The organism is Humibacter ginsengisoli, from assembly GCF_054780095.1.
On sequence record NZ_BAAGWZ010000003.1, the window covers coordinates 183,155 to 206,928 of the forward strand.

25 protein-coding genes and 1 pseudogene are annotated in these 23,774 nt (G+C 65.8%); 11 read left to right on the forward strand and 15 right to left on the reverse strand.

The window, feature by feature from the left end; translation table 11 throughout:
• Positions 1 to 87: 87 nt before the first annotated feature.
• The 3 genes from ACYVI5_RS05570 to ACYVI5_RS05580 all read right to left on the reverse strand — a co-directional run bounded on the left by ACYVI5_RS05570 (position 88) and on the right by ACYVI5_RS05580 (position 2,889).
• The gene (locus ACYVI5_RS05570) at positions 88 to 642 is read right to left on the reverse strand and encodes an HdeD family acid-resistance protein (protein ID WP_460533901.1); all 555 of its coding nucleotides are present in this window, start codon (positions 640 to 642) and stop codon (positions 88 to 90) included.
• A gap of 161 nt (positions 643 to 803) precedes the next feature.
• A complete protein-coding gene (locus tag ACYVI5_RS05575) occupies positions 804 to 2,108 on the reverse strand; it encodes an MFS transporter (protein ID WP_460579329.1) in 1,305 nt (434 codons plus the stop codon).
• A 193-nt stretch (positions 2,109 to 2,301) separates the two neighbouring features.
• Positions 2,302 to 2,889, reverse strand: a complete 588-nt coding sequence (locus ACYVI5_RS05580; RefSeq protein ID WP_460533897.1) for a TetR/AcrR family transcriptional regulator — start codon at positions 2,887 to 2,889, stop codon at positions 2,302 to 2,304.
• Positions 2,890 to 2,938: 49 nt separating this feature from the next.
• Here ACYVI5_RS05580 and ACYVI5_RS05585 point away from each other — a divergent pair, with 49 nt between their 5' ends.
• The 4 genes and pseudogenes from ACYVI5_RS05585 to ACYVI5_RS05600 all read left to right on the forward strand — a co-directional run bounded on the left by ACYVI5_RS05585 (position 2,939) and on the right by ACYVI5_RS05600 (position 5,252).
• A complete protein-coding gene (locus tag ACYVI5_RS05585) occupies positions 2,939 to 3,277 on the forward strand; it encodes a putative quinol monooxygenase (RefSeq protein WP_460533895.1) in 339 nt (112 codons plus the stop codon).
• 16 nt (positions 3,278 to 3,293) lie between these two features.
• Positions 3,294 to 3,395 (forward strand): annotated as a pseudogene (locus tag ACYVI5_RS05590) (recombinase family protein); the annotation flags it as partial.
• 66 nt (positions 3,396 to 3,461) lie between these two features.
• A complete protein-coding gene (locus ACYVI5_RS05595) occupies positions 3,462 to 3,980 on the forward strand; it encodes a 2'-5' RNA ligase family protein (RefSeq protein WP_460579330.1) in 519 nt (172 codons plus the stop codon).
• Positions 3,981 to 4,061: 81 nt separating this feature from the next.
• Positions 4,062 to 5,252: a hypothetical protein gene (locus ACYVI5_RS05600; RefSeq protein WP_460579331.1), complete on the forward strand. Its 1,191-nt coding sequence runs from the start codon at positions 4,062 to 4,064 to the stop codon at positions 5,250 to 5,252.
• A gap of 35 nt (positions 5,253 to 5,287) precedes the next feature.
• Here ACYVI5_RS05600 and dhaM read toward each other — a convergent pair whose 3' ends face one another.
• From dhaM to trpD, 4 genes are all read right to left on the reverse strand, one after another.
• Positions 5,288 to 5,968 (reverse strand): dihydroxyacetone kinase phosphoryl donor subunit DhaM, encoded by a 681-nt coding sequence (dhaM, locus tag ACYVI5_RS05605; protein WP_460579332.1) that lies wholly within the window; start codon positions 5,966 to 5,968, stop codon positions 5,288 to 5,290.
• A complete protein-coding gene (gene dhaL, locus ACYVI5_RS05610; protein ID WP_460579333.1) occupies positions 5,965 to 6,597 on the reverse strand; it encodes a dihydroxyacetone kinase subunit DhaL in 633 nt (210 codons plus the stop codon). The genes dhaM and dhaL overlap by 4 nt, the downstream gene beginning before the upstream one ends.
• A 66-nt stretch (positions 6,598 to 6,663) precedes the next feature.
• A complete protein-coding gene (gene dhaK / locus ACYVI5_RS05615; protein ID WP_460579334.1) occupies positions 6,664 to 7,662 on the reverse strand; it encodes a dihydroxyacetone kinase subunit DhaK in 999 nt (332 codons plus the stop codon).
• Between the two features lie 28 nt (positions 7,663 to 7,690).
• Positions 7,691 to 8,740 (reverse strand): anthranilate phosphoribosyltransferase, encoded by a 1,050-nt coding sequence (gene trpD, locus ACYVI5_RS05620; RefSeq protein WP_460579335.1) that lies wholly within the window; start codon positions 8,738 to 8,740, stop codon positions 7,691 to 7,693.
• 76 nt (positions 8,741 to 8,816) lie between these two features.
• Here trpD and ctaE point away from each other — a divergent pair, with 76 nt between their 5' ends.
• Genes ctaE through ACYVI5_RS05645 form a run of 5 tightly spaced genes read left to right on the forward strand, consistent with a single transcriptional unit; the run spans position 8,817 to position 13,863 of the window.
• Complete coding sequence (ctaE, locus tag ACYVI5_RS05625; RefSeq protein WP_460533881.1) at positions 8,817 to 9,455, forward strand: cytochrome c oxidase subunit 3; 639 nt, start codon at positions 8,817 to 8,819, stop codon at positions 9,453 to 9,455.
• 22 nt (positions 9,456 to 9,477) lie between these two features.
• Positions 9,478 to 10,287, forward strand: coding sequence for a cytochrome bc1 complex diheme cytochrome c subunit (qcrC, locus tag ACYVI5_RS05630; protein WP_460579336.1), 810 nt, complete (start codon positions 9,478 to 9,480; stop codon positions 10,285 to 10,287).
• Between the two features lie 39 nt (positions 10,288 to 10,326).
• A complete protein-coding gene (gene qcrA, locus ACYVI5_RS05635) occupies positions 10,327 to 11,397 on the forward strand; it encodes a ubiquinol-cytochrome c reductase iron-sulfur subunit (protein WP_460579337.1) in 1,071 nt (356 codons plus the stop codon).
• On the forward strand, positions 11,394 to 13,001 hold the full coding sequence (qcrB, locus tag ACYVI5_RS05640; RefSeq protein WP_460579338.1) for a cytochrome b: 1,608 nt from the start codon (positions 11,394 to 11,396) through the stop codon (positions 12,999 to 13,001). The genes qcrA and qcrB overlap by 4 nt, the downstream gene beginning before the upstream one ends.
• A 31-nt stretch (positions 13,002 to 13,032) precedes the next feature.
• Positions 13,033 to 13,863 (forward strand): class I SAM-dependent methyltransferase, encoded by an 831-nt coding sequence (locus tag ACYVI5_RS05645; RefSeq protein ID WP_460579339.1) that lies wholly within the window; start codon positions 13,033 to 13,035, stop codon positions 13,861 to 13,863.
• Positions 13,864 to 13,919: 56 nt separating this feature from the next.
• On the opposite strand, the gene ACYVI5_RS05650 is transcribed toward ACYVI5_RS05645, so the two are convergent.
• The 5 genes from ACYVI5_RS05650 to ACYVI5_RS05670 form a co-directional block, all read right to left on the reverse strand.
• On the reverse strand, positions 13,920 to 14,345 hold the full coding sequence (locus ACYVI5_RS05650) for a cytochrome c oxidase subunit 4 (protein ID WP_460533872.1): 426 nt from the start codon (positions 14,343 to 14,345) through the stop codon (positions 13,920 to 13,922).
• 1 nt (position 14,346) lies between these two features.
• Entirely contained in the window at positions 14,347 to 16,089 is a 1,743-nt protein-coding gene (gene ctaD / locus ACYVI5_RS05655; protein WP_460533870.1) for a cytochrome c oxidase subunit I, read from the reverse strand.
• A 15-nt stretch (positions 16,090 to 16,104) separates the two neighbouring features.
• Positions 16,105 to 16,989 (reverse strand): aa3-type cytochrome oxidase subunit II, encoded by an 885-nt coding sequence (gene ctaC, locus ACYVI5_RS05660; protein WP_460533868.1) that lies wholly within the window; start codon positions 16,987 to 16,989, stop codon positions 16,105 to 16,107.
• Positions 16,990 to 17,333: 344 nt separating this feature from the next.
• Complete coding sequence (locus ACYVI5_RS05665) at positions 17,334 to 17,708, reverse strand: HesB/IscA family protein (protein WP_460533866.1); 375 nt, start codon at positions 17,706 to 17,708, stop codon at positions 17,334 to 17,336.
• A gap of 70 nt (positions 17,709 to 17,778) precedes the next feature.
• Entirely contained in the window at positions 17,779 to 19,197 is a 1,419-nt protein-coding gene (locus ACYVI5_RS05670) for a dipeptidase (protein ID WP_460579340.1), read from the reverse strand.
• Positions 19,198 to 19,280: 83 nt separating this feature from the next.
• Here ACYVI5_RS05670 and ACYVI5_RS05675 point away from each other — a divergent pair, with 83 nt between their 5' ends.
• Positions 19,281 to 19,802, forward strand: coding sequence for a DUF3043 domain-containing protein (locus ACYVI5_RS05675; RefSeq protein WP_460579498.1), 522 nt, complete (start codon positions 19,281 to 19,283; stop codon positions 19,800 to 19,802).
• Between the two features lie 8 nt (positions 19,803 to 19,810).
• Entirely contained in the window at positions 19,811 to 20,725 is a 915-nt protein-coding gene (locus tag ACYVI5_RS05680) for an RNase H family protein (protein WP_460579341.1), read from the forward strand.
• A 12-nt stretch (positions 20,726 to 20,737) separates the two neighbouring features.
• Here ACYVI5_RS05680 and ACYVI5_RS05685 read toward each other — a convergent pair whose 3' ends face one another.
• From ACYVI5_RS05685 to hisD, 3 genes are all read right to left on the reverse strand, one after another.
• Positions 20,738 to 21,769, reverse strand: a complete 1,032-nt coding sequence (locus tag ACYVI5_RS05685; RefSeq protein WP_460579342.1) for a dihydroorotate dehydrogenase — start codon at positions 21,767 to 21,769, stop codon at positions 20,738 to 20,740.
• 187 nt (positions 21,770 to 21,956) lie between these two features.
• On the reverse strand, positions 21,957 to 22,427 hold the full coding sequence (gene nrdR, locus ACYVI5_RS05690; protein ID WP_460579343.1) for a transcriptional regulator NrdR: 471 nt from the start codon (positions 22,425 to 22,427) through the stop codon (positions 21,957 to 21,959).
• A 35-nt stretch (positions 22,428 to 22,462) separates the two neighbouring features.
• Positions 22,463 to 23,770: a histidinol dehydrogenase gene (hisD, locus tag ACYVI5_RS05695; RefSeq protein ID WP_460579344.1), complete on the reverse strand. Its 1,308-nt coding sequence runs from the start codon at positions 23,768 to 23,770 to the stop codon at positions 22,463 to 22,465.
• Between the last annotated feature and the right edge of the window lie 4 nt (positions 23,771 to 23,774).

The following is a 23,774-nucleotide window of genomic DNA, read 5'->3' on the forward strand; positions in this document are numbered from 1 at the left end:
CGGGGGTTGAGCCCGTCGAACCCCCAACACGAAGAAAGGCGCCGACCCTCGAGGGCCGGCGCCTTTCTTCGACTTGCAGGACCTACGTCACGCAGCCTTGAACGTGAACGCGCGAAGGATCTGGATGATGCCGAGCACCACGAGCGAGATGCCCAGCAGCCACCACAGCACCACGGCGCCCCAGAGCGGCGAGAACAGCAGGATGATGCCCGCGATGATGCTCAGGATCGCGAAGAACAGCGACCAGCCACGCGACGTGGAGGTCCCTAGCGCGGTGAGCGCGACCACGCCCTCGACGATCCACATGATCCCCACGAGGATGCCGACGAATACGGCGAGCCACACCGCGGTCTGGGCGAGTTCGGTGAAGGCGATGATGCCTGCGATGATGAACAAGATGCCGAGGATGATGTGGCCGACGCGCGACCAGCCGCTCATCGACTTGGAGAAGATGCCGAGACCGGCGTAGACCAGTCCGCCGACGATCGCGTACGCCGCGATGACGGCTGTCAGGGCGACGGCGGCGTGACCGGGCCAGACCAAGATGATGATGCCGACGATGAGCGCGACGAGGCCGCCGACTCCGAATGCCGTGCGGATGCCGTTCACCGCGGTTCTCGCGACGGAACTTTCAGCGGACATGGAGGCTACCTTTCCTGTGAGAAAGCTGTGAGCTTTGTCGTGAGCCTAGCCTCGGGTGTCGCCGAATCGTGGTTCATTCGCTGCAAATCACCCGATTCGTGTCGCGACCGCAACCGTGGGCTCGGAGAGCACGCGGCCACCAGGCGTGGTGGAGGACTCGTTCAGGCGTTCGCAGGCTGGTCGTCGTGTCGCGCTGCGAACAACGGCGAGAACAGGACGATGAGCGCAGCGACCAAGAAGATCGCTGCGCCGATTCCGATGGTCACGCGGTAGCCGAGCAAGGTTGCGAGGACTCCGGTGAGGAGTGCTCCGAAGAAGAAGACCACCCGATTGATCGTGCGGATGGTCGAGTTCATCCGCCCCTGGATTGCGTCGGGTGCGACTGATTGCCGGTATCCGGTGTCGTTCGGGTCCTCGATACCCATCGAGAGGCAATAGAGGAACTGGGCCGCAGCCACGAGCGTGACCAGCACAAAGCCGCCGCTTGCCACGTTCACGGGCACGACGGCGAGTGCGAGCCAGGGCACGACGACAAGGGCACGGGCGAGGAAGATCGCACGTCCCGCACCGAGCCATGCACCGAGCCGCGGCGCGATGAGTGCACCCAGGAACCCGCCTGCTCCACCGAATGTGAGAGCCAGACCGTATTCCCACGGTTGGAGTCGGAGTTGCCGGAGAACGAAGACTGCGAACACTGTCGCCACGATGCTGTTGCCGAGGAACCACGTGTGGATCGAAAGAGCCAGCGGGCGCAGTGTGCGGTGCGTGTAGGTGTAACGCATGCCCTCGGCGATGTCGTGCCCGATGTGACGGCCGGGCTCGCGGGGACCGGCCTTGGGCTCGTCGACCTTGATCCGGGATTGGAGCACGGCCGAGACGGCGGTGAAGATCGCGTCGAACACGAACAGGAGGGGCGCACCGAGGGCGTTCAACAGCGCGCCGCCGAGCGCCGGACCTGCGGTTCCGGCCACCGTCTCGATCTGCCCGAGGCGTGCATTGGCGATGACGAGAGCCTCGCGGGGGACGACCCTCGGGAGAAGCGGCTGTTCGGCTGAGTGCGCGAACAAGACAAGTACTCCGAGCACAAGCGTGACGATCGCGACCGACCAGAAGCTGAGAGTGTTGGTGAGTATCAGGACCGGGATCGAGGCCAGAGCGATCGTCCGGCCGACGCTTGTGAGAACAAGCGTCGGCCGGCGTCGCCAGCGGTCCATGAGAGCGCCGATGATCAGTCCTAGGAACAGGTACGGCACGACGCTGAGCGCGCTCAGGATGCTGATCTGAGCGGCAGATGCGTGCAGGACCGAAACGATCAGGACGTTGAACGCCACGCCGGAAATGGCGCTACCGAACGCTCGGATGCTGCTGGCGCTCCAGAACAAGGCGAACGCCGGGTGTCGAAGAATCTCGCGCCGACGCGAGGCGATGACTGACGGCGTGTTCGGGTCATTGTCGTCATCGCCCACGCGGCCAGCCTAACCATCGCCGGCCGGCGGACCACAGGGACCTGGAATGCTGCTCATCGACTCACGCAGGTCGACACCGGTCGCGCCGCAACTCCCGCTGGTTTATGACCGATAATGCACATTATGTCAGTTCGACTGCTGCGTCTCCGCGGATTCTCCGGCTGTGGCGGAATGGCAAGCGCGACGCTGTCGGTCACATTGGGTGGTCGTTGTCGGTGGCGTTCTGTGGCCATACGGCGTTCAGCACCCGCTCGGGCCAGTCGTCCGGTACTCCGGCCGTGGTGACGTATTGGCCGTAGAACGAGCCTATGAGCATGCTCGTGAGTACGTCGAAGTCGATCTGGTCCGGGAAGTCGCCGGCTGAGAGTGCTTGGCGAAGTAGCGCCCGCCGAGGCTCGACGAGAGTCGTCTTGAAGAGGTCGAGCAGTTCGGGGTGGCGTTCCTCTTCCGCGAGCAATGAACCCAGGATGGCCATCGCGGGCGCCGCCCGCAGGTTGCTGTGGAAGTTCTGCAGGATCGCCAGCGCGTGAGCCCGTGGGGTGACCGCTTCGTCAGGGGGTTCTTCGACCCGTAATGATCGGATCACTGCGGCCGCCAATTCCGCTTTGTTCCGATACCGGCGTCGCAGGCTTGGCACTGTGGTCCCGGCGGCGGTGGCGACGGATTCCAGAGACATGCGGGCGAAACCGAGGTCGCCGAACTGGTGCACCGCGGTCGAGAGGATGCTTTGGTCCAGGGCAGGGTTCCTCGGCCGCCCGACCCTGGTTTCGGGAGTGCTCATTACGTTACGATGGTACTCCGGAACATAATTGCCGACGGAGAGGATCGTCATGGTCGAGTCATTGCCCCCAACTGCTGTCGTCCGTGTTTCACGTGTCACCTTCGATCCCGGCCTCTTCGATGAGGTCGTCGCAGCAGACATGAAGATCTCGGAGTACCTGATCCCCGCCATTCGCTCGTTACCTGGGCTCGTGCACTACTTCGCGGGGGAATCGCCGGACGGTTCATTCGTACACATCAGCATCTGGGATTCCGAGGAGCACGCTGAGCAGATGGGCCGGCTGAAGGAAATGATCGTCACCGCGCGTGGAGACTTCACAGCCGTCGGCGTCGACTTCAGCCCAGAGCACGCCTCGATCGTCAACTATCCGATCACCTGGACCATTTGACCCAGCCTGATTGTCGGGCCTCAGGCGTGCGGTAAGAGCACAATGGCGCCTCGTAGTCACCAAGCTCGATCGACTGGCCCGCTCACTACCCGACGCGCGCGATATCGCTGAAGAGCTGGGTCGTTGAGGTCGCCTCGACCGCGTAGAGTCCGGGTGTCTTCGACTCGAAAACGGTGGGATCAGGATGAGCGCTGACGTGCCGACGCACCCGTCACGCCGCAGCCCTGGCGCCTTCGTCATCGTGGCGCCGCTTGAGACGATGCGGCCGGGCTCGGAGTTCCGCACGAACGCCTGGCCGCTGCACGTCACGCTCGTACCACCGTTCACCACGTCAGTGCCGGCTGAAATCGTTGTCGAGCTCATCGCGTCGGTATGTCGCAGCTTCAGCCCGCTGACCGTCCGCGCTGCAGGACGGGAACTGTTCGGCCGGCGCCGCGACGTGCCTGTCATCACGCTCGAGCCCGACCCCGGACTGCTTCTGCTGCACGCGGCACTCATGGATGCGGTCGGACCCGTCGCAGAGCAGCACGCCGACCGCCGCAACGTTCGCGACCGCTACCGACCGCATGTCAGCGTGCAGCGTGGTCGATCCATCGCGCCGGGCGAGCCGGTCGCGATCGATCGAGTGGCGCTCATCGACCGCAGCCCGGGCCATCAGGCTGGTTTGCGCCGGGTCGTCGCCCTTGCATCACTTGCAGGCTGACGGTCCGAGCACCGGGCAAAGTTATCCCCAGATTGTGCTTTCGCCCCTCCCCGACTGGCCGGCGCCGAGACGATGGGTGGCATGTCGACCAGCACAATCCCCATCGTCAAACTCACATCCACGGCAGAACTGCTCGCGTTCATGCCCGTCTTGGCAGGTGTGCCCGTCCGGGGCAGCCTCGTCATCGCTCCGTTCATCGGAAACCGGGCATCACGCGCTCTGCGCATCCCAGTCGAGCCATCGCCCTCCATGGAAACGGCGCGCACGCTCGCATCGGTGGCGCTTGGAGCCCTCTCGAAACTCGACGACTGCGGTAGCGTCTCGGTCGCCGTCTACCGAGACGAGCCGTTCGACCAGATCGGACCGCAGTGGCACGAGGCCTTCGGCGTCGTCCTCGAGCGATTGCACCAGTCCGGCTACCACATCAAGGATGCCGCCATCGTCGCCGCCGACGGGTGGATCCCCTACTTCGAGGGCGATCTCGCAGCTCCTCAGCCGCTGTCGGAGATCGAGGAACACGCGAAGCGGATGCCCGAAGTTCCGCGCTCCGACGCGGTATCGACGTTGCCCGAGACCGATCCGGAACTCGCTCAACGCGTCACAGACGCCCTCTTCGACCGATACATCGATCAGTCCGAGCGAGACTCTTTCGGACGCCTCCGACCAGTCGCACCGCCCGACCCGGTGGACTTCCTCGAAAAGGCACTCGCTGACGGGCCGGCCGAGGCCTCCGCCCTGACCCTGGCTCGGCTGATCGCTCAGATCGAGTCCGAGGGCGCCGTCGACCGGACGGTGCTGCAGCTCGCGTTCGGGCGCGCCGCCGGCGCACAGTCATGGTCCGCCACGCTCGCGGTGCGAGCGGCCGCAGCGGAGTCGGGCGTCGAACCGAACGACATCTTGATGGACCGGTATGAGCGCGGAATCTACAGCCGGCAGGATGAGCGGCTGGGAAACCTCCTGACGGGGCAGACGCGCGAGCTCCCCTCGCCTGAGCGGCTGCGCGCCGGCGCCGCCCTGCTCGGCCGCGCGATCGCCCACTGCCCGCTGCCCGAGAAAGCTTGGCTCATGTGCGCTTTCGCGTGGGTGCAATGGGCACTCGGTCTCTCGAACGCCGCTCACGAAACGATCGTGTCGGCGCGGCGCCTCGCGCCCGGCAATTCACTCGCTCCCATGTACCACGCCATGTTCGACCGCTTGACGCCCGAGTGGATCTTCACATCAATGCCGCCAAACCGGGCAGCGCGGCGTCGGGCGAAAAAGAAGTACCGGTGAGGTCGGCCGCAGAGGTGCCGTCATCCACCGTCTCGTTACGAGGCCGAGAATCCCGACTCGACCAGCGCGGCCAAACGGTCGACGGCGTCCTTGCCCGTCGCATCCTCCGCTGCGATCTCCACGGTTGCACCCTGCGTCAGCCCGAGGGACAGGATGCTCAGCAGGCTGCGGGCATCCTTGCCGTTCACCGTCACCCGCTGCCCAAGGCTGGCCGCAAGCTTGACGAACTCCGCCGCCGGGCGCGCATGCAGGCCATCCGGGTTGATCAGCGTCGCGGTACGCACGTAGCCACGGATCGCCGGCACAGCGCCCGTAGGCGGCATGGACGCGGCTGCCGCGCGCGCCACATCCTGCAGCCCCTCCCCCGTCTGCGACGACACGGCCGCGGCCACGGCCCCTTCGACGAGCGGACCTTGCGCGACGACTGCGCGGGCGGCCCAATCGGGGCCGAGCAGATCGATAGCCGCCTCTGCGCTCAGCACGGCAGAACCCAGATCAGACAACACGACGACGCCGGCGCCCCCATCTGCATCACGAATCGCCGTCATCACCCGCTCGACATCCGTTCCGAGCCGGCCATCCGCAGTTCCCCCCGCGGCGATCACGGTCACGTCGGGCCCCATCTCCGCGGCCAGATCGACCACGCCGCGCGCGATCAAGTCGCTGTGCGAGACGATGACCATCCCAACCAAAGGGTGCGCCGGCACGTCGCTCATGACGCCGCTTCCGCCGCTGCCTTCAGGATGATCGCGGTCGATACCGCACCCGGGTCGCGGTGGCCGACGGCCCGCTCCCCCAGATAGCTCGCCCTCCCTTTGTGCGGAAGCAATTCGTCGGTGGATGCCGCACCCTCCTCCGCACCGGCCGCCGCGGCGAACAGCACACGCACTGCGTCGTCACCCGCGGCCGCGGCGCCGCGCGCCGTCCGGACAGCAGCGGCCCAGGCATCCACCATCGTCTTGTCACCCGGCGCAGCGTGACCCCGCTCCTCGATCCCGCGAAGCGCCGCGTCGGTGAGGTCCACGACATCGGAGGCGCTCAATTCGACGTGGCCAGAAACCGCATCGGACGCACGCAGGAAGGCGGTTCCGTACAAAGGCCCTGCCGCGCCTCCGACCGACGAGATGAGCTTCATCGCCGCGGTGCGCAGCACATCCGATGGAGCCGCCCCGCCCTCGGCCTCGTCGAGTGCGGCGCGCACGGCGATGAATCCCCGGTTCATGTTCTCGCCGTGGTCGCCGTCGCCGATCGCCCTGTCGAGCTCGTTGAGCTCACTCGACCGCTCGCCGATCTCATCCGCTGCACGCGCCAGCCACGCCCTCGCCCATGCGGTGTCCAGTGTCATGTCGTCCTCACCCGTTCCCGTCCGCAGAACATCCCGCAAACATAGACAATGCTGTGCACCGTGCGTTCACACTCCCCAACTCAGCGCTGCGGTGTGCACCGGTGCGTCCCAGAGGCCGAGCAGCTCGTCGTCCACTGTGAGCAGGGTCACCGAGAACCCTGCCATGTCGAGCGATGTCACGTACGATCCGACCAGCGACCGAGCAATCCGCACGCCGGACGCATCCAGCCTCTCGGCGATCCGCCGGTACACCACATAGAGCTCGGCGACCGGTGTCGCTCCCATGCCGTTGACGAGCACGACCACCCGCTCCCCCGGCTCGCGCGGCAGGTCGTGCAGAACGGCCTCCAGCACACGGTCGGCCAGCTCGTCCGCCGAGGCCATGGGCGCACGGGCGCGACCTCGCTCTCCGTGGATGCCGATGCCGAACTCGATCTCGTCCGCACCGAGTTCGAAACTCTGCTTGCCCGAGTGCGGAACGGTCGGCGCACCGATCGCGACACCCATCGACCGCGCCGACGCCACGAGTCGCGTCGTCAGCGCCTCGAGTTCAACGATGCCGTCGCCGCGTTCCGCTGCCGCACCGACGATCTTCTCAATCAGCACGGTTCCCGCCACGCCACGTCTCCCGGCCGTGAACTCGGAGTTCTGCACCGCAACGTCGTCGTCGATGACGACGGTGCGCACGAGAACGCCCTCCGCCGCGGCGAACTCGGCCGCTGTCTCGAAGTTGAGCACGTCGCCCGTGTAGTTCTTCACCAGGTACAGAACGCCCGACCCCTGGTCCACCGCACGGGTTGCCGCCAGGATCGGATCCGGCGTCGGCGACGTGAACACCTCTCCGGGCACAGCGGCATCCAGCATGCCTCGACCGACGAAGCCGGGGTGCAAAGGCTCGTGGCCGCTTCCGCCACCCGAGACGATGCCGACCTTCCCCGGAACGAGCTTCGCCCGCACGACGTACGTCGGCGCGGTGCTCACCCGTACGAGGTCTCCGTGTGCACGTGCGAAACCTGCCAGCGACTCAGCCACGAACGACCGAGGGTCGTTCATCAGCTTCTTCATGCTCGGCCTCCGCGGTTCGCAAGCGCCGCTATCGCGACGCCGCGATCCATTCCTCGAGCTTCGCTGCGGCCGCGCCGGAGTCGATCGCGTTCCCCGCGACGCGCAGCTTCTCCGCGAATCGTCCGAGGATGCTGCGCTGCCCGCTTGCCGGATCGGATGCCAGTTCGAACGAGACCAGGCCCGCGGCCGCGTTGAGCAGCACGATGTCGCGCACAGGTCCCCTCTCCCCCGCCAGGACTGCACGCACGACTTCGGCATTGTGTGCGGCGTCGCCGCCCTTCAGGTCGTCGATGTCGGCTCGAGGGATGCCCAGCTCGCGCGGGTCGATGTCGTGCTCCGTCACGAGGCCTCGCGAAATCTCCCACACGTGGCTGTGCCCGGTCGTCGAAAGCTCGTCGAGGCCGTCGTCGCCGCGGAACACGAGGGCCGTCGCTCCACGGGTCTGGAAGACGCCAACGATGAGCGGAACCCGGTCCAGCTGCGCAACGCCGACGGCGGACGCCTCCGGGCGGGCCGGGTTGATCAGGGGACCGAGGATGTTGAACACGGTTGGGATGCCCAGTTCGCGGCGCACGGCTGCCGCGTTCCCGTACCCGGGGTGGAAGAGGGAGGCGAACGCGAAGGTGATGCCTGCACGTTCGAAGACCTCGGCAACGCGATCGGCGGGCAGCGCAAGATCCAGCCCGAGCGCAGACAGCACGTCGGAGGAGCCCGATTGCGAGCTCGCCGCCCGGTTGCCGTGCTTGATCACGGGGACACCGGATGCCGCTGCGACAATCGATGCCGTCGTCGATACGTTCACCGTCCCGTAGCGGTCGCCTCCGGTTCCGACGATGTCGAGCGCCATCGGATCCAACGGCAGCGGCACGGCGTGCTCCAGGATCGCGTCGCGGAATCCGACGATCTCGTCGACCGTCTCCCCCTTGGTGCGCAGGGCGACCAGGAATCCGGCGAGCTGGGCATCGGTAGCCTCGCCCGTCATGACCTGTTCCATCGCCCACGCCGCATCGGCCACGCTCAGATGTTCACCCTCGAGCACGGTCGAGATGATCGTCGGCCAGGTACGGGTTTCCGCCATACAGGCGATATTAGGGGATTGCAATCCGCCTCATTCGGCGGCCGATTGCGAAAACCGGCCCTCGAAATCGGCCATAATGGGACACGTGACGAGCACCTCGATTTCTCCATCGGTTACGGCGCCGACGATCAACCGCCCCAACGTGGTCGCCGTCGGGACCATCGTCTGGCTGGGCAGTGAGGTGATGTTCTTCGCGGGCCTGTTCGCGATCTACTTCACGCTGCGCTCGACGTCGCCGCAGCTGTGGGCCGCCGAGACACCGCACCTCAACGTTCCATACGCACTGACGAACACGCTCATCCTGGTCGCCAGCTCGTTCACCTGCCAGTTCGGAGTCTTCGCCGCAGAGCGATTCCAGGCCCGCGCCACCGGCCCGAGCCCGCGCCAGTGGGGAATGGCGGAGTGGTTCACGCTCAGCTATGCTCTCGGCGCCATCTTCGTCGCGGGCCAGGTCGTCGAGTACGCCGGCCTCATCAGCGAAGGCGTCGCCATCGATTCGAACGCCTACGGGTCGGCCTTCTACCTCACCACGGGATTCCACGCTCTGCACGTCACCGGCGGTCTCATCGCGATGCTCTTCGTGGTCGGCCGCGCGTTCTCGGTGCGGAGGTTCGGAGACAAGGAGGCGACGAGTTCCATCGTCGTCTCGTACTACTGGCACTTCGTCGACGTCGTCTGGATCGGGCTCTTCCTGGTCATCTACGTCCTCAAATAGAGATCAGGAGCAGGGCAACCCAATGCGGGAGACAACGCAAAAGACCGCTCGCAAGCGCAAGGGCGCACGCCGGCATCCGCTGGCCACCGTCGCACTCATCGCGATCGGGCTCGGTCTGACCGGTGGCGCATACGCCGCGTTCAACGCGACGGGCTCGAGCGCAGACGCCACGGCATCCAGCCAGAGCGACATCGGCGCGGGCAAGAGACTTTTCCAAGCCAACTGCGCCAGCTGTCACGGTCTCGAAGCGCAGGGCACGAGTGACGCTCCCAGCTTGATCGGCGTAGGTGCCGCGGCCGTCGACTTCCAGGTCGGTACGGGCCGTATGCCGATGGCGATGCAGGGACCGCAGGCCGAGGAGAAGCCGCCGCAGTTCAGCCAGCAGGACATCGACAAGCTGGCGGCGTACGTGGCATCGCTGGCTCCCGGGCCCGGTATCCCCGGATCTGACATCACCGACCCGAACGGCGACGCGGCTAAGGGCGCCCAGCTATTCCGCGTGAACTGCGCGATGTGTCACAACGTCGCCGGTGCCGGCGGTGCCCTCACCGAAGGCAAGTACGCTCCCCCGCTGCGCGGTGTCTCTCCGACGCACATCTACGAGGCGATGGTCACCGGCCCGCAGAACATGCCGGTCTTCAACGACCGGAACATCTCGCCGGAGGGCAAGAAGGACATCATCACCTACCTGCATTTCATCCAGAACAATCCCTCCCCCGGCGGTTTCGAGCTCGGATCGCTCGGCCCGGTGGCCGAGGGCCTGTTCATCTGGATCTTCGGCCTCGGTTCGATCGTCGCTCTGACGGTCTGGATCACGGCGAAGTCGAACTGATGCGCCCGCGGTTCGCAGGCGCGCGCAAGAAGGAGAGCAATGGCACAGGACGATAACGGCGGCACGGAGATCACGCCCGCCGCCTCGTCGGCCGTCGACCACCGTCCCGGCGACCCGGGAACGGCGGTCATCGTGCAGGACGCCGTGGAGAACCCCGGTTTCCCGCCGCACCGCGCGAGGATCACCGATAAGGACCCGCGCAAGCAGCGCCGCGCCGAGCGCACGATCTACACGCTCTTCTACGTGTCCATCGTCGGAAGCATCTGGGCGATCGCCGCCTACATCGCGTTCCCGATCGAGTCTGGCAAGATCTCCGACGTTCGCTTCAGCACGCTCGCGATAGGCCTGGGCATGGCGCTCGCCCTTCTCGCGATCGGCTTCGGCGCGGTCCACTGGGCCAAGGCACTGATGGTCGACAAGGAGGGCATCGACCTCCGTCACCCCGTGCATGGCTCGATGGAGACGCGGGAACGAGCCGTCGAGATCTTCAAAGAAGCCGACGCCGAGTCCGGGTTCGGCCGTCGTACCCTGATCCGCAACTCCCTGATCGGTGCACTCGTCGCCTTCCCGCTCCCAGCGATCGTGCTGTTCCGTGGGCTCGGCCCGCAGAACCAAGACCCGGTGAAGCTCCTCTCCCACACCATGTGGAAGAAGGGAATGCGGCTCACCCGCGATCCTTCCGGAACGCCGATCAAGGCATCCGATGTCACCATCGGATCCGTGTTCCACGTGATGCCCGAAGGGATCAACGACAAGGAGGACGCCCTCGACGAGAAGGCCAAGGCCGCGGTGCTGCTGATGCGCCTCGACCCGAAAGACCTTCACCCGACGCACGGGCGCGCGAGCTGGGCCTATGACGGCATTGTGGCGTACTCCAAGATCTGCACCCACGTCGGATGCCCGGTCGCGCTGTACGAACAGCAGACACATCACCTGCTGTGCCCGTGTCACCAGTCGCAGTTCGACATCACCCACGAGGCACGTGTCATCTTCGGTCCGGCGAGCCGTCCGTTGCCTCAGCTGCCGATCGAAGTGGATTCCGACGGTTATCTCGTCGCGCAGAGCGATTTCCACGAGCCCGTCGGCCCGAGTTTCTGGGAGCGCAATTGACCACCACGACTGCCGCTGAAACCACGGCCCCCAAGCGCAGCTTCACCGCATCCGCCTCGAACTACATCGACGAACGCACCGGCATCTCCGCCGTCGTCAAGGAGTTCGGCCGCAAGATCTTCCCCGACCATTGGTCGTTCCTGCTCGGCGAGATCGCGCTGTACAGCTTCGTCGTCATCCTGATCACCGGAACGTTCCTGACGTTCTTCTTCCAGGCCTCACAGGCCGACGTGATCTATCACGGCTCCTGGGTGCCCTTGAAGGGCATCCAGATGTCGGCCGCCATGAACTCCACGCTCAACATCTCGTTCGATGTGCGCGGCGGCCTCCTGGTTCGCCAGATTCACCACTGGGCGGCGCTGCTGTTCGTGGCCTCCATCGGCCTGCACATGCTGCGCATCTTCTTCACCGGCGCCTTCCGCAAGCCGCGCGAGCTGAACTGGGTGATCGGCTTCACACTGTTCGTGCTGGCGATGGCGGAGGGGTTCACGGGCTATTCGCTCCCCGACGACCTGCTCTCGGGCAACGGTCTGCGCATCATCTCGGGCCTCATCCAGGGCATCCCGGTCATCGGCACGTGGCTCAACTTCCTCATCTTCGGTGGGGAGTTCCCCGGCACCTCGATCGTGGGACGCCTGTACACGCTCCATATCCTGCTGCTACCCGCTCTGGTTGTGGCGTTCATCGCGCTGCACCTCGTGTTCATCGTGGTGCACAAGCACACCCAGTACGCGGGACCGGGCCGTACGCAGCAGAACGTGGCCGGCTATCCCATCCTCCCTGTGTATGCGGCAAAGGCCGGCGGGTTCTTCTTCATCGTGTTCGGCGTGCTCGCCCTCATGGCGTCGCTGTTCACGATCAACCCGATCTGGCTCTACGGTCCCTACGACCCCTCGCCGATCTCGGCGGGCACCCAGCCGGACTGGTACATCGGCTTCGCCGACGGCATGCTGCGTCTGATGCCATCGCACTGGGAGTTCGTCTGGCTGAATCACACCTGGTCGTTGAACGTATTCATACCCGTGGTCATCCTCGTGGTGTTCCTCGTGCTCGTCGCGATCTACCCGTTCATCGAGGCGTGGATCACCGGTGACAAGCGCGAACACCACATCCTCGATCGGCCCCGCAACCAGGCCACGCGCACTGCGATCGGCGCCGCCGGAGTCACGTTCTACGCCGTCATGTGGGCCGCAGCGAGTTCCGACATCATCGCGACGCACTTCAAGTTGACGATGGAAGGCGTCATCTACTCGCTCCAGATCACGCTGATCCTTGGACCGATCGTCGCCTACTTCGTCACGAAGCGAATCTGTATCGCTCTGCAGAAGAAAGACCGTTCCATCGCGCTGCATGGCTACGAGTCGGGCCGAATCGTGAAGTTGCCGGGCGGCGAATTCATCGAGGTGCACCAGCCGCTCGACGAGTACGAGCGGTGGCGTCTGATCAGCTACGACACGTACCAGCCGCTCATGCTGCGCCCCAACTCCCGCGGCAAGATCACTGCAGGTGCACGACTGCGAGCCGGGATGACCCGGTGGTTCTTCGAAGACCGTCTCGAGCCGGTCACGAAGAACGAGCTCGAGTCCGGGCACGGTCACCACTGACGCGGTAGCCACCCTCCTCGATCGGGCACCGATGTCACTCACGACGCTGTCGGAGTGGCTTCGGTGCCCGATCTGTTCTGAAGCGCTCTTTCCGCTCCCACCCCTCGTCCTGGGCTGTGAGAACGGACATCGCTTCGACGTGAACAAGCGCGGGTACGTCAGCATGCTGGCCTCCCAGCCGCGTATCGCCGGTGACACGCCGCAGATGCTGGATGCGCGCGCCGACCTGCTGGGCAGCGGCGCTTACGACCCTGTCGCCCGTGTCGTCGCGGAGAACGTGCGACGTCCGGGCTCACGGCGGCTCCTCGACGCGGGCTCAGGTACGGGACATTACGCCGCCAGGATCCTCGCCGAGCCGCACTCCCCCGTGAGCGTCCTCGCCGCCGACATCTCCTCCGAGGCCGTGCGACGGTCGGTGAAGCACCTCAGCCGGGAGCACGCGGACGGCCTCGTCGCCGACACCTGGCGACCCCTGCCGATACGGGATCACTCCGCGGACGCGATCATCAACGTGTTCGCCCCGCGCAACGCCGGCGAGTTCAGGCGCATCCTCGCCCCGGATGGATGCCTGGTGATTGCGACTCCGAGGCAGGATCATCTGATCGAGTTGCGCCGCGCCATGCCCATGCTCGACGTGCCCGCCGACAAGGCGCAGCACGTCACCGAGGAATTCGCCGGGCACTTCATCCCTGAGCAGCTAACCCCCGTTCGGTACACGCTCGCAGTTTCGCGAGAGATGGCGATCGCTCTGCGCGCGATGGGGCCCGCCGGCCATCACGGCAGTGAGCAGCCGGCTGGTAGCCTGCCCCGCGAGGTCACCGTTGCCGTCGACGTGCTGCGGTTCCGTCCCCACCCCTCGTAACGCAAGAAGCGGCCCCCAGGAGATCCCTGGAGGCCGCTTCGCTAAGCGACTGCCTGTCAGCGGGCGAAGTAGCCCCGGTAGTACTCGTACACCCAACCGACCAGGCTGACGGTGGCAAGAGCACCGCCGATCGGAACGATCCACCATCCCACGGCGATGCCGAGTGCACCGATTGCGGCCGAGAGCCCGAGCATGAACGGCCACCAGCTCCACGGGCTGAAGTGGCCCAACTCCGGGTCGCCGTCATCGATGTTGGCGTCGAGCCGGTCCTCGGGCAGCTCCACACCGTTCTGCGTGGCGTGGGTGCGCATGAGGAAGAACGCGATGAAGACCCCGAGGATCCCGGTCAGCGTCAGAGCCACCGTGCCCACCGGCTCGAGCTGATGGTGCGGGTAGTAGAACCACGACCACACCGTGTAGACGATGGCCATCAGGAAGAAGAAGGCGGCGATGATCCAGAAGACTGTTGCACTGGTACGCATGTCACTTCACCTTTGCATCTGACGCGTCGAGCACCGGAGCATCCGGAGCATCCTTGCCGGGTCCTACTCCGACGGGAAGACCGACCTCGGGGTGGTTCAGGTCGAACGCCGGCGACTCGCTGCGGATGCGCGGAATCGACGTGAAGTTGTGTCGCGGCGGCGGGCAACTCGTCGCCCACTCCAGCGAGCGGCCATAGCCCCAGGGATCGTTCACGGTCACCTTCGCACCCGTGCGCGCTGTGATGTACACGTTCAGGAAGAACGGGATCATCGAGATCGCGAGGATGCCTGCCCCGATCGTCGACACCTGGTTCATCCAGGTGAAGCCGTCTTGCGGCAAGTAGCTGTAGTAACGACGCGGCATTCCCACCACGCCGAGCCAGTGCTGGATCAGGAAGGTGGTGTGGAAACCGATGAACAGCAACCAGAAATGCCACTTGCCCAGCCGGTCGTTGAGCATCTTGCCGGTCCACTTCGGCCACCAGAAATAGAAGCCGGAGAACATCGCGAACACGACCGTGCCGAACACCACGTAGTGGAAGTGCGCCACTACGAAGTAGGAGTCGGAGACGTGGAAGTCCAGCGGAGGCGACGCCAGGATCACACCGGTGAGACCGCCGAACGTGAACGTCACAAGGAACCCGATCGCCCACAGCATCGGTGCCTCGAAGGTGAGCGAACCGCGGAACATCGTGCCTATCCAGTTGAAGATCTTCACCCCGGTCGGCACCGCGATGAACATCGTCATGAGGGAGAAGAACGGCAGCAGCACCATGCCCGTCACGTACATGTGATGCGCCCACACGCTCACCGAGAGCGCGGCGATGGCGATCGTGGCATACACCAGCGTCTTGTAGCCGAACACCGGTTTTCGGCTGAAGACGGGGAACACCTCGGTGACTATGCCGAAGAACGGCAACGCGATGATGTACACCTCGGGATGCCCGAAGAACCAGAACAGGTGTTGCCACAGGATCGCACCGCCGTTCGCGGCATCGAAGACGTGTGCACCCAGAACACGATCCGCAGCAGCGGCCAGGATCGCGGCCGCGAGCACCGGGAACGCCATCAGCACCAGGATCGAGGTGACCATCGCGTTCCAGGTGAAGATCGGCATCCGGAACATCGTCATACCCGGCGCACGGAGCGTGATCACCGTCGTGATGAAGTTCACCGCACCCAGGATGGTGCCGAAGCCCGATATCGCGAGCCCCATGAACCACATGTTCCCGCCCAGCCCCGGCGAGAACGTCGCTGACGACAGAGGCTCATACGCGAACCACCCGAACGAGGCCGCGCCCTGCGGCGTGAGGAATCCGCCGACCGCGATCAGCGAGCCGAAGTTGAAGAGCCAGTACGCCAGCGCATTCAGACGCGGGAAAGCGACATCCGGTGCGCCGATCTGCAACGGCATGATCACGTTCGTGAAGCCGGCGAACAACGGCGTCGCGAACATCAGCAGCATGATCGTGCCGTGCATCGTGAACAGCTGGTTGTACTGCTCGCGCGTCTGCACCACCTGCAGACCCGGCTCGAACAGCTGAGCCCGGATGATCAGGGCCATCACGCCGCCGATGCAGAAGTAGACGAACGACGTGATCAGATACATGTACCCGATCGTCTTGTGATCCGTCGACGTGATCCAGCTGACCAGGATGTTGCCCTTGCGATGGATTCTCGTCCCGCCAAGAGTCTGAACGGATGGCGTGGTCGTCGCGGGGGCCGGTGCTGTAGTCGTACTCATTACTTCGCCGATGCCTTAGTCGTTGTTCTTCGGGGCGCCCGTTCCGGGCTGGTTCAGGTTGCGATCGTCGTTGGAGCCGAGACTGCCGGTGTAACCGCGGTCCCGCAGGTCCTGAATGTGCTGCAGGTACTCGGACTCGGAGACCACCTTGACCTGGAAGAGCATGGCGGAGTGGTACTCGCCGCAGAGCTCGGCGCACTTGCCCTGATAGGTGCCTTCCCGGGTCGGCTCGAAGTACATGTAGTTCGTGTGGCCCGGCATGACGTCCTTCTTGTAGAGGAAGGCCGGAACCCAGAATGAGTGAATGACGTCGCGAGAGTTGAGCTTGATCGTGATCTTCTTGTCGACAGGCAGGTAGAGCGTGGGGAGCTTGGCCTCGACAACCGAGCCGGCGGGAACGTCGGCCTTATCGCTCGGCTGCGCCTGGATGCCCGGGTCGTAGACGTCGTTGGAGAGGTAGTTGAAGTCCCACGACCACTGCTTGGCGTAGACCTGGATGGTCAGGTCGGGGTGCGCATACGGCTTCTCGATCGCGTCCTGATCGCGCGTGGTGAAGGCGAAGAAGCCGAGGATCAGGACCAGCGGAACGATGGTGTAGAAGATCTCGATCGGCATGTTGTAGCGCAGCTGCACAGGAAGACCGGTCTGGCCCTTGCGGCGCCGGTACACGATGACGCACCAGATGATCAGGCCCCACACGACGAGTCCGACCAGGAGCAGCACGATCCACGAGGTGACCCATAGGCCGGAGACGCGCTCCGTGTGGTTGGTGACCGGGGTCTTGCCGTTGAATCCGGGTAGGAATCCGTTCAACTGGGACTGCGTGCAGCCGGCCAAGACCAGCGCGACCATTGCTGCGATCGGAAGTGCAGCCCATCGGAAACGGCGATTGTGACGCACCGGTGACCTTTCGAGTGATTCGTGGGCGCAGCGGCATTCGCTGCTGCGATGACCATTGCCTAGCCTATCGCCATCGCGGGGGCCTTCGCGTGCCGGACGCACCTTCCGCCCGGGTGCCGGCATCCTTTCGAAATGTGAAAAGGACCGGCTGATCGGCCGGTCCTTTTCGTCAGATGAGCTCAGTCATCAGTGATCACGCTTCGCGCTCAACTGACTCCATCAGCTCGGCAAAGCACGCAAGCGTGCTTTGCTCTCGCCTCAGTCATCAGTGATCACGCTTCGCGCTCAACTGACTCCATCGGCTCGGCAAAGCACGCAAGCGTGCTTTGCTCTCGCCTCAGTCATCAGTGGAAGCTGTCGCCGCAGGCGCAACTCCCACTCGCGTTGGGGTTGTCGATCGTGAAGCCCTGCTTCTGGATCGTGTCTTCGAAGTCGATGGTGGCGCCGTCGAGGTACGGTGCGCTCATCTTGTCGACGATGACCTCGACTCCGCCGAAGTCGACGGTGGCGTCGCCGTCCATGAAGCGTTCGTCGAAGTACAGCTGGTAGATCAGCCCAGAGCATCCGCCGGGCTGCACGGCCAGGCGCAGACGCAGGTCGTCGCGACCCTCCTGGTTCAGGAGGCTGCGCACCTTGTCTGCGGCGGCATCCGTCAGGAGCACGCCGTGCGCCTTGGACTCGGTCGCCGTGCCGGCGCCGGTGAGAGTGGTCTCGCTCATCGAGTGCCTCATCCCTTCCTAGGAAGTCTTGCCTGGCCTCAGTGTAGGTCAGCCGCCTGAACGATGGGCGTCAGCCCCGCTTGTTCAGGCGCGCGAGAAGCAGGGCCTCGGTCAGGATCGCCCGGCGGAAGACGCCGAGGTGCAGAGACTCGTTCGGACTGTGCGCCCTGGTGTCAGGGTCTTCCACTCCCGTGACCAGGATCTGGGCATCCGGGAACTCGCGCACCAGGTCGGCGATGAATGGGATGCTGCCGCCGATGCCGGCCTCGACGGGCTCAGCACGCCAGGCATCCCGCATCGCGGCCTTCGCCTCCAGCGCCGCCCAGCCGCTCGTATCGACGAGGAAAGGGTCGCCGAGGTCGACGTCATCGATCTCGACGTGGGCGCCGAAGGGGACATGGGTGCGCAGGTGCCGCTCGAGCGCTTCGAACGCGTCGCGCGCGCGCTGCCCTGGCGCGACCCTCGCACTGATGCGCACTGCCGCAGAGGGCAGAAGCGTGTTGGATGCGTTGGCCACGCTCGGTGCATCGATTCCGGTCACCGTCACCGTCGGCTGGTTCCAGAGCCGGGACAGCACGGGACCGAGGCCAATCAGCGAGACGCCGTCGAGCACTGCCGCGTCTTCGCGCAACTGATCCTCGGAGAAGTCGGGTACGTCGGCGTCGTGGGTCGTCATGCCCTCCACCGCGACCGATCCTTCGTCGTCGTGCAGGGTCGCGAGCAGCTTGACGAGCGGGATCATCGCGTCGGGCACTCCCCCGCCGTACATTCCGGAATGCGAGGCGTGTTCAAGTGTGGAGACGGTGAGCCGGAAGGTGACGTTGCCGCGCAGGCCGACGGTCAGCGAGGGCACGTCGACGCTCCAGTTGTCGGAGTCGGCGACGACGATCGCGTCGGCGGCGAGGGAGTCCTTGTTCTGGGCGAGGAAGTTTGCGAACGAACGGGATCCGAACTCCTCCTCTCCCTCGATGAATACGGCGAGACCGAGGTCGAACTCGTCTCCGACCGTTTCGGTCAGCGCCCTGATCGCGGCGACGTGCGCCATGACCCCGGCCTTGTCGTCCGCGGCACCGCGCGCGTAGAGCCGGTCCCCGCGCACGGTGGGCTCGAACGGCGACGTCTGCCAGTCCTCGTCTTTGCCGGGCGGCTGCACGTCGTGGTGGGCGTAGAGAAGAACGGTCGGGGCGCCGCCGCGCGCGGGCCGGCGGGCGATGACAGCGGGCTGGCCCTGCTCGGCGTCACCGCCGGGCACACTGTCGCCGATCGGCGCCCGGGCGATCGCCACGCTCTCGAACACATGAAGGTCGCGCAGAAGGCGCGCGACGGCATCCGCGCTGCTTTCGACGTTCTTCGAGTCGAACGCCGACCAGGAGACCGACGGGATGCGCACCAGGTCCGTGAGGTCTGCGACGGCGTGCGGCATGCCCGCCTGCACAGCGTCGTCGAGTGCTTGCGTGAGATCGTCCCGTGGCTGATCGGCTTCGTTCATGCGGGTAATCTTAATCGGACGACTATCGAGGACTTTCCGTGGCCAAAAGAGCAGAACCAACCGTCCCCGCCGCCGAATCAGAGATGATTCCGACGAGCGGCAAAGGACACGCGACGCCGAGTCGCGCCGAGCGAGAAGCCGCGCGGAAACGTCCCCTGGTGCCGGCCGACCGCAAGGCGGCAGCCAAGGACGCACGTTCCAAGAACGCCGAGGCGCGCGAGCGGGCTAGGCTCGGCATGGCGGCAGGCGACGAGCGCTACCTGACCCAGCGCGACCGCGGTCCGCAGCGCCGGTACGTACGCGACTACGTCGACGCCCGCTACACCGTCGCCGAGTTCCTCATGCCGGTGATGCTCGTGATCATCGTCTTCACATTCGTGCCGGTGAAGGCGCTGCAGTACTACGGCATCTTCGTGCTCTGGGGATTCTTCGCGATCGCCGTGATCGACTCGGCCATCATGACCTTCACCATGAAGCGACGGCTGCGGGACAAGTTCGGCACCCTCGAGCGCGGCCTCACCTGGTACGCCGTCATGCGGGCGCTGCAGTTCCGAATGATCCGCATCCCGAAGCCGCAGGTGAAGCGCGGCCGCTTCCCCGCATAGCTCGCGCGATGACGATCACCGCAGCGGCCGACGGCTCAGCTCTGGGCAATCCGGGTCCCGCCGGCTGGGCCTGGTACGTCGACGAGACGGCCTGGGCGGCCGGTGGCTGGCCGCACGGCACCAACAACCAGGGCGAGTTGATGGCCGTGATCGACTTGCTGGAGTCGACGGCCGGAGAGCCGGATGACCTGCGCATCCTGTGCGACAGCGAGTACGTGATCAACGCGGTCACCAAGTGGATGCCCGGCTGGAAACGGAAGGGCTGGCGCAAGGCAGACGGATCACCCGTGCAGAACCTCGACCTCCTGAAGCGACTGGACGCCGCGCTGGTCGGACGCAGCTACGCGTTCGAGTGGGTGCGCGGCCACACCGGACACGAGCTCAATGAGGCAGCGGACATCCGTGCGCGGGCGGTCGCCACCTCGTACCAGAACGGTTCCCCGGTCGATGCAGGACCGGGCTGGCGTGCCTCCGCTGCACTCTCATCGGAAGCGGGGCCAGCGGTCGCGTCCACACCCGACAGCGGCGTGCCGGACTCCGCACTGCCTGCACCCCAGCCGGCCCTGTTCGACGATCTCGCTGAGGAGCCCGATGAGGAGATCGTTCTGCGCCAGGAGCGCGCTCTGCTGACGTCACGGGTGCGGAACGACGTCGCGGAGCTGGGCGTGCTCCTGCATCCGCAATTCCTCGAGGTGGGACGTACCGGCCGCATCTGGAGCAGGGATGACGCGGCCCTCTCCCCCGCCGGCGACGGTGAAGCTCGCATCGCCGAGGTCGTCTCTGTCGACCGCGTTTGTGACGACGCGATACTTCTCGTCTTCCGCACGGAGGATGCGAGGGGCTCCGTACTGCGCAGTTCGCTCTGGGTGCGTGACGGCGCACGCTGGCGCCTGAGGTTCCATCAGGGAACGACTGCGGAGTGAGCCGGAGATCGATCAGGCGGCGGGCAGCCGGTCCAGCCCGCGGTTGATCGCCCGCGCCCAGAACGGCCCGCGGTAGATGAACGCGGAGTAGCCCTGCACGAGCGTGGCTCCCGCATCGAGGCGGGTGCGCACATCCCGAGCCGTCTCCACACCTCCCACCGAGACGATGCAGAGCGTGGCGGGAACGTGGGAGCGCAACAGCCGCAGCACCTCGAGCGACCGCGCGGCCAGGGGCGCCCCGGAGAGCCCTCCCGCGCCAGCCGCTTTCACGACCTCGCGATCTGTGGTCAGCCCGTCCCTGGAGATGGTCGTGTTCGTGGCGATGATGCCGTCGACTCCGAGCTCGACGACCACGTCGGCGATCGCCAGGATGTCATCGTCGGCAAGGTCCGGTGCGATCTTGACGAGCAGCGGGGTCGATCCCGCCTCTTCCTTGACCGCCTGCAGCAGCGGTCGCAGAGAGTCGAGCGCCTGCAGGTCGCGCAGTCCCGGCGTGTTCGGTGAGCTCACGTTCACGACGAGGTAATCCGCGACCCCCGCAGCCACCCGGGCCGAGACCCGGTAGTCTGCGACGGCGTCCGCCACGTCGACAACCCGCGACTTGCCGATGTTCACGCCGATCACCGGACGACGCCGAGCCGAACGGGCTTTTGCCACTTTCGCGGCTGCCGCGGTCACGCCGTCGTTGTTGAAGCCCATCCGGTTCACGATGGCGCGGTCGGGGATGAGCCGGAAGAGCCTCGGCCGCGGGTTGCCCGGCTGCGGAATGGCCGTCACTGTTCCCACCTCGATGTGCCCGAAGCCGAGTGCGCCGAGTCCCAGGATGGCCGTGGCGTTCTTGTCGAATCCGGCGGCGACCCCGAACGGTGTCGGGAACGTCAGGCCCAGAGCGCGCACCGAGATGTCGCGCTTCGGCATCGTGAAACGGGAAACCGCCCGACGGAGTCCGAGGTTCGGGAGCATGCGGATGACGGCGAAGGCCAGATGGTGCGCCCGTTCCGGGTCCATATGCCGGAAGACGAGCGAGAACAGGATGCGATACATGCCGAAGCAACGATATAGGCGATTGAGCCGAGAGCCGAGCGGGCTCGCCCGGTCGGCCGAGGCGATTGAGCCTATGAGCGGCGTAACCGCGATATAGGCGATTGAGCCGAGAGCCGAGCGGGCTCGCCCGGTCGGCCGAGGCGATTGAGCCTATGAGCGGCGCAACCGCGATAGCCGCTCTCCACCCTCACTCCGCCGGAGCGGGTCGGGAATGGTGCTCGGCGCGCAAGGCGCCGATCGCGTCTTCGAAGTCATCCAGCGAGTCGAACGCCTGATAGACGCTCGCGAAACGCAGGTAGGCCACCTCGTCGAGTTCACGCAGCGGTGGAAGCACCGCTAGGCCGATCTCGTTCGCGTCGATCTGCGACACACCTGTCGCGCGCACCGCCTCCTCCACCTTCTGGGCGAGCATCGCCAGATCGGAGTCGGTGACGGGACGGCCCTGGCACGCCTTTCGCACGCCGGCCATGATCTTCTCGCGGCTGAACGGTTCGACCACGCCGCTGCGCTTGATCACGTTCAGGCTCGCCGTCTCGATCGTGGAGAACCGGCGCCCGCACTCCGGGCACTGACGTCTACGGCGAATCGAGAGACCGTCGTCCGACGTGCGCGAGTCAACCACACGGGAGTCCGGATGACGACAGAACGGGCAGAACATGGCGGCTCCAGGTCAGGCCTTGCTTACTTTTTCGCTCACGACGATACGGTGCGCGCGGCCACCGCCTCACCGTGGGCGGGCAACCGCTCCGCCTCGGCCAAGGCGATCACGTGCGGGGCGACGCAGCCGAGGCCCCGTTCGTCGTATCGGATGATCTGCTGCGGGCGCAGGAAGGTGTAGGCGCCGAGCCCGGACGAATACCGCGCCGATCCCCCGGTCGGAAGCACGTGATTCGACCCTGCGAGGTAGTCTCCCAGGCTCACCGGCGAGTGCGAGCCGAGGAAGATCGCACCGGCGTTGGTCAACCGCCGCAGCGTGTCGTCCGGGTCGGCGGTGTGCACCTCGAGGTGCTCGGGAGCGTAGGCATCGCTGAACCGCGTCGCGGTCTCTTCGTCGTCGACGAGCACGATGGCGGACTGCGGTCCTTCGAGTGCGATGGATGCACGTTCCCGGTTGGCCGTGGCGACCACCAGTTCGCTCAGCTCGCGCTGTACCGCCTCCGCGAGGTCCTCCGAGTCGGTCACCAGCAGCGAGGCGGCCGCCTCATCGTGCTCTGCCTGGCTGAGAAGATCGGCGGCCACGAGGCGTGGATCGGCCGTGGCATCCGCGATCACCAGGATCTCGGTGGTCCCCGCCTCTGCGTCGATGCCGACGACGCCGTGCACGAGACGCTTGGCGGCGGCCACGTAGATGTTTCCGGGACCGGTGACGATGTCGACCGCTTCGAGCGGGAGGTCGGGTACGCCGTATGCGAGCGCTCCGACGGCCCCTGCGCCGCCCATCGCGTACACCTCGTCGATTCCGACGAGCCCCGCCGCCCCGAGGATGAGCGGGTGCACGGAGCCGCCGAAGTCGCGCTGTGCGGGACTGGCAAGGGCGACGGAGCCGACGCCGGCCACCTGCGCGGGCACAGCGTTCATGACGACGCTGGAGGGGTAGACCGCCTTTCCGCCCGGTACGTACAAGCCCGCACGGGATACCGGCTGCCAGCGCTGCTCGACGATCGCGCCGTCACCGAGAACGGTGGATGCGGCGGGGGGCACCTGCGCTGAGCTCACCTCGCGCACGCGCTCGATCGCTCGCTCCAGTGCGGTGCGCACAGCTTGGGGAAGCGTCTCCACCGCGGCAGCGATGTCGGATGCGGGCACTCGCAGTGCTTGCGGCCGCACATGATCGAACTTCTCCGCCTGGTCGAGCAGGGCGCGCGTGCCGCGTTCACGCACGTCGGCGATCAGAGCGGCGACCGCGGTCGAAGCAGCGCTGATGTCGAGCTCGGGTCGCGGCACGATGCGACGCAGTTCGGAGGCGTCGAATGTCCGTCGTCTCAGGTCGAGTGTTCGCACCCGG

What these genes read in the sequence shown, in the direction of transcription:
- qcrA (WP_460579337.1), top strand. Translation starts at nt 10,327, where the DNA reads ATGGCACAGGACGATAACGGCGGCACGGAGATCACGCCCGCCGCCTCG.
- ACYVI5_RS05570 (WP_460533901.1), bottom strand. Translation starts at nt 642, where the DNA reads ATGTCCGCTGAAAGTTCCGTCGCGAGAACCGCGGTGAACGGCATCCGC.
- ctaD (WP_460533870.1), bottom strand. Translation starts at nt 16,089, where the DNA reads ATGAGTACGACTACAGCACCGGCCCCCGCGACGACCACGCCATCCGTT.
- dhaL (WP_460579333.1), bottom strand. Translation starts at nt 6,597, where the DNA reads ATGACACTGGACACCGCATGGGCGAGGGCGTGGCTGGCGCGTGCAGCG.
- qcrC (WP_460579336.1), top strand. Translation starts at nt 9,478, where the DNA reads ATGCGGGAGACAACGCAAAAGACCGCTCGCAAGCGCAAGGGCGCACGC.
- dhaM (WP_460579332.1), bottom strand. Translation starts at nt 5,968, where the DNA reads ATGAGCGACGTGCCGGCGCACCCTTTGGTTGGGATGGTCATCGTCTCG.
- dhaK (WP_460579334.1), bottom strand. Translation starts at nt 7,662, where the DNA reads ATGAAGAAGCTGATGAACGACCCTCGGTCGTTCGTGGCTGAGTCGCTG.
- ACYVI5_RS05665 (WP_460533866.1), bottom strand. Translation starts at nt 17,708, where the DNA reads ATGAGCGAGACCACTCTCACCGGCGCCGGCACGGCGACCGAGTCCAAG.
- ACYVI5_RS05645 (WP_460579339.1), top strand. Translation starts at nt 13,033, where the DNA reads ATGTCACTCACGACGCTGTCGGAGTGGCTTCGGTGCCCGATCTGTTCT.
- ACYVI5_RS05680 (WP_460579341.1), top strand. Translation starts at nt 19,811, where the DNA reads ATGACGATCACCGCAGCGGCCGACGGCTCAGCTCTGGGCAATCCGGGT.
- ACYVI5_RS05675 (WP_460579498.1), top strand. Translation starts at nt 19,281, where the DNA reads ATGATTCCGACGAGCGGCAAAGGACACGCGACGCCGAGTCGCGCCGAG.
- ACYVI5_RS05650 (WP_460533872.1), bottom strand. Translation starts at nt 14,345, where the DNA reads ATGCGTACCAGTGCAACAGTCTTCTGGATCATCGCCGCCTTCTTCTTC.
- ACYVI5_RS05585 (WP_460533895.1), top strand. Translation starts at nt 2,939, where the DNA reads ATGGTCGAGTCATTGCCCCCAACTGCTGTCGTCCGTGTTTCACGTGTC.
- ACYVI5_RS05595 (WP_460579330.1), top strand. Translation starts at nt 3,462, where the DNA reads ATGAGCGCTGACGTGCCGACGCACCCGTCACGCCGCAGCCCTGGCGCC.
- ACYVI5_RS05685 (WP_460579342.1), bottom strand. Translation starts at nt 21,769, where the DNA reads ATGTATCGCATCCTGTTCTCGCTCGTCTTCCGGCATATGGACCCGGAA.
- trpD (WP_460579335.1), bottom strand. Translation starts at nt 8,740, where the DNA reads ATGGCGGAAACCCGTACCTGGCCGACGATCATCTCGACCGTGCTCGAG.
- ctaE (WP_460533881.1), top strand. Translation starts at nt 8,817, where the DNA reads ATGGGACACGTGACGAGCACCTCGATTTCTCCATCGGTTACGGCGCCG.
- ACYVI5_RS05670 (WP_460579340.1), bottom strand. Translation starts at nt 19,197, where the DNA reads ATGAACGAAGCCGATCAGCCACGGGACGATCTCACGCAAGCACTCGAC.
- ACYVI5_RS05600 (WP_460579331.1), top strand. Translation starts at nt 4,062, where the DNA reads ATGTCGACCAGCACAATCCCCATCGTCAAACTCACATCCACGGCAGAA.
- nrdR (WP_460579343.1), bottom strand. Translation starts at nt 22,427, where the DNA reads ATGTTCTGCCCGTTCTGTCGTCATCCGGACTCCCGTGTGGTTGACTCG.
- ACYVI5_RS05580 (WP_460533897.1), bottom strand. Translation starts at nt 2,889, where the DNA reads ATGAGCACTCCCGAAACCAGGGTCGGGCGGCCGAGGAACCCTGCCCTG.